This is a genomic window from Streptomyces sp. NPDC057486 (assembly GCF_042802415.1).
In the GTDB taxonomy this organism is placed as follows: domain Bacteria; phylum Actinomycetota; class Actinomycetes; order Streptomycetales; family Streptomycetaceae; genus Streptomyces; species Streptomyces yanii.
Window position 1 is genome coordinate 1 of the sequence record NZ_JBHVEE010000296.1, and the last position, 2,501, is coordinate 2,501.

At 67.3% G+C, this 2,501-nt stretch carries 2 protein-coding genes; both read left to right on the forward strand.

Annotation, left to right across the window (positions count from 1 at the left end; all coding sequences use genetic code 11):
- Positions 1 to 568 precede the first annotated feature (568 nt).
- The gene (locus tag ACFU6I_RS48410) at positions 569 to 1,414 is read left to right on the forward strand and encodes a hypothetical protein (RefSeq protein WP_384380919.1); all 846 of its coding nucleotides are present in this window, start codon (positions 569 to 571) and stop codon (positions 1,412 to 1,414) included.
- The gene (locus ACFU6I_RS48415; protein WP_384380922.1) at positions 1,411 to 1,749 is read left to right on the forward strand and encodes a hypothetical protein; all 339 of its coding nucleotides are present in this window, start codon (positions 1,411 to 1,413) and stop codon (positions 1,747 to 1,749) included. The genes ACFU6I_RS48410 and ACFU6I_RS48415 overlap by 4 nt, the downstream gene beginning before the upstream one ends.
- Positions 1,750 to 2,501: the final 752 nt, after the last annotated feature.

Sequence of the window (2,501 nt, forward strand, 5' to 3'; positions counted from 1 at the left end):
GCGCGTCATGTGAGCTGCGCGGACCACGCCTCACCGGGGTCCGGTGAGGCCGGACTTGAGATCGCTCACGGAATGTGTGCCAGAACCCGTTCTCGTGAACATTGACTCCGGGCCGATCGGGCCGCCTCCCGAGATGGTGAACAAGTGCTGTCGGAAGTCGTGAGCAAAGCCACCCTCGTACCGGACGCACTCCGGTGATGCGACAACGCAGTGCCCTGCCGGGCATCGCGAGCCAATGAACCATCGCGGCTCCGGCGGCCAGCGTGGGACGTCCCACGTCCGCACGTCCCTCTACAACTCGGGCCCGTCGACCTCCTGTCGAGGCGTCAGCGACGCCCTTGAGGTCCTAACTTGCATGGCGCGGGACCGAGATGTCGGCACATCTTCCCTGGTCAATGCGCTGCTCGCAGATTGAATTTCGCGCTTCTCAAAAAAGTTCGGTTGTCGTGTGACATTCGCAAGTTCCCCCTGCACAGCAACCCGTACAACAAGGCGTCTGCTCAAGACCACGTCGCGCGAGATGAGATCGCCAGGGGTAAGAGCAGATCAGGACGAGGGGGCGTATGCCATGAACACAGAAACTGAGATCACCGAGATCGTGGCCGCGGAGCTGTCCGGGGACCGCGCGGCGCGGATCGGGCGGGACGCCGCGCGGATCGAGGAGCTGGCCTACTACGGGTTCGAGGGGCGGGTCTACGAGGTGTTCGAGATCGAGCTGTACCAGGAGGTCCAGCCGATCGTGCTCGGGATGATCCGCAAGGGCTCGCTCGCCCGGCTCGCCCAGCAGCATTGCGCGCACCAGGGCCGCAAGTTTTTCGTGCACCCCGACGACATGCGCCTGCTGAAGAGCAGCAGTGACGCGAGGGACACGATCATGGTCGACGTGCTGACGGCTGCGATGCGGAAGCTCCACCGCGACCTGAAGAAGGGGTGCGGCTGGAGGGCGGACCACAACGGACCGCGTGGCGCCAGCTGCCTGACGTCGTACTTCATCACCCTGTGCGTCTGGATGTTCCGCCGGGCCTATGTGAAGTGGGCGCAGGACCGGGTGAAGTGGGCGCGGCTGCACGCCGTGTACGACTTCACGGAGGGCGCGGCGAACGAGGCCGGGATCGGTGGGCTGCTCGGGTCCACCAGCTACGAGGTGGACGCAGAGGTGTTCGGCACGAACTTCGAGGAGATCTTGGATGAGCAGGCACCGGAGACGCAGGCCGTCGTACGGCTGACGATCACGGGTTTCGTGGACACCGAGATCGCCGACCAGCTGAACCTCACCCACGGGGCCGTACGGACTCGGAAGACGCGTTTCCGGACAGCGCTGTACGAGGCCGCGAGCGAGGGCCGTATCTGGATTCCGAAGGAGCTCCACGCGCGCGCCGGCTCCCGTCAGCAGGCCAAGGGGGTTGCCGCGTGAACTCGCTGAACTTCCTGACCGCCCGCTCGCGGGTGCAGCGCGCGGCCAAGGTGCTGAAGAGGACGCTGGCCCTCGTGCGCCGTCGGCTAAAGGCCGCTGACGTCTGGGTCCAGGACCACCACGTGGGCGTGGGCGTCACCGTGCTCGTTCTGATCACCACGGCCTCGGGGCTCCTGCTGAGGTTTCGGCTGGACCAGATGATCTGGCTGGCGCGGCAGTTCGCGCCGGTGTTCACCATCCTGTCCATCACGATCACCGCGGTCCTCGGCTCGATCAAGTGGGTCCGCAAGCGCAGGCAGGCCCGGCTGGCCACCACGGACACCACCGGCTTCTGACACGATGGCGGGGCGCCCCGCCCCTAGGTACGGCCCTCGGCCCGCACTCCCGTCCTGGGGGTGCGGGCCGAGGGCGTCCGGCTCAGGCTCAGCCACGTCGCGGAAGTACTGGCAGCTGCTTGGTCCGTCTCGGCCTAGCTCTCCGTACTGGTCTGCAGGAAGGCTGCTGCGTCAAAGCCGGGAACGGACCGGCTCTCGACGTGAAGGTAGTAGTCGAGCCGCTGGATCACGGCGACCTCGAAGATCCGATGCCAGGTCTGCGGGTCCTCCCACTCCCAGCACGGGGTCGGCGGCCGGGGCGTACGGCAGGGCGCGCCGCAGGGCGCTTGCCAGAGCGTCCGGCAAGGCGCATCGCGAGGCGCTTTCCAGGGCGCTTCGCCCTTCCCGCCCTGATGGACGAACCGGCACGTCAGCGAGCTGGTCAAGGGGGGCACGCCGCGCCAACTACTTCCCTGGGAACTCCTTCAGGCAGCCCCGGCCCGGTTCCGCCGGGTCCCCGAAACCGCCACGGACCGCACCGCCAGGAGCACCGGCTCGCGCCCGCCGGGCGAGAATCGGCCCGGCTGCCCCAGAGCGCCTGGGCGCCGGGCCTGGCCCGCACACTCCATTCCGGCACGGATTGCCCGCGACCCTAACCCGCGAACGTCGCCGGGTGGCTTAGGGCCTGTTCCGGGTTGAGATCTAGATTTTCGGGTTTCTGCCCCGTGTCACCTTCCGTGCTGGTAGAAGGCTGGTGTGACGCGGTCTGAAGT

Bases quoted from the DNA above. Each gene is read 5' to 3' on its own strand.
- ACFU6I_RS48410 (WP_384380919.1), top strand. From the start codon at position 569: ATGAACACAGAAACTGAGATCACCGAGATCGTGGCCGCGGAGCTGTCC.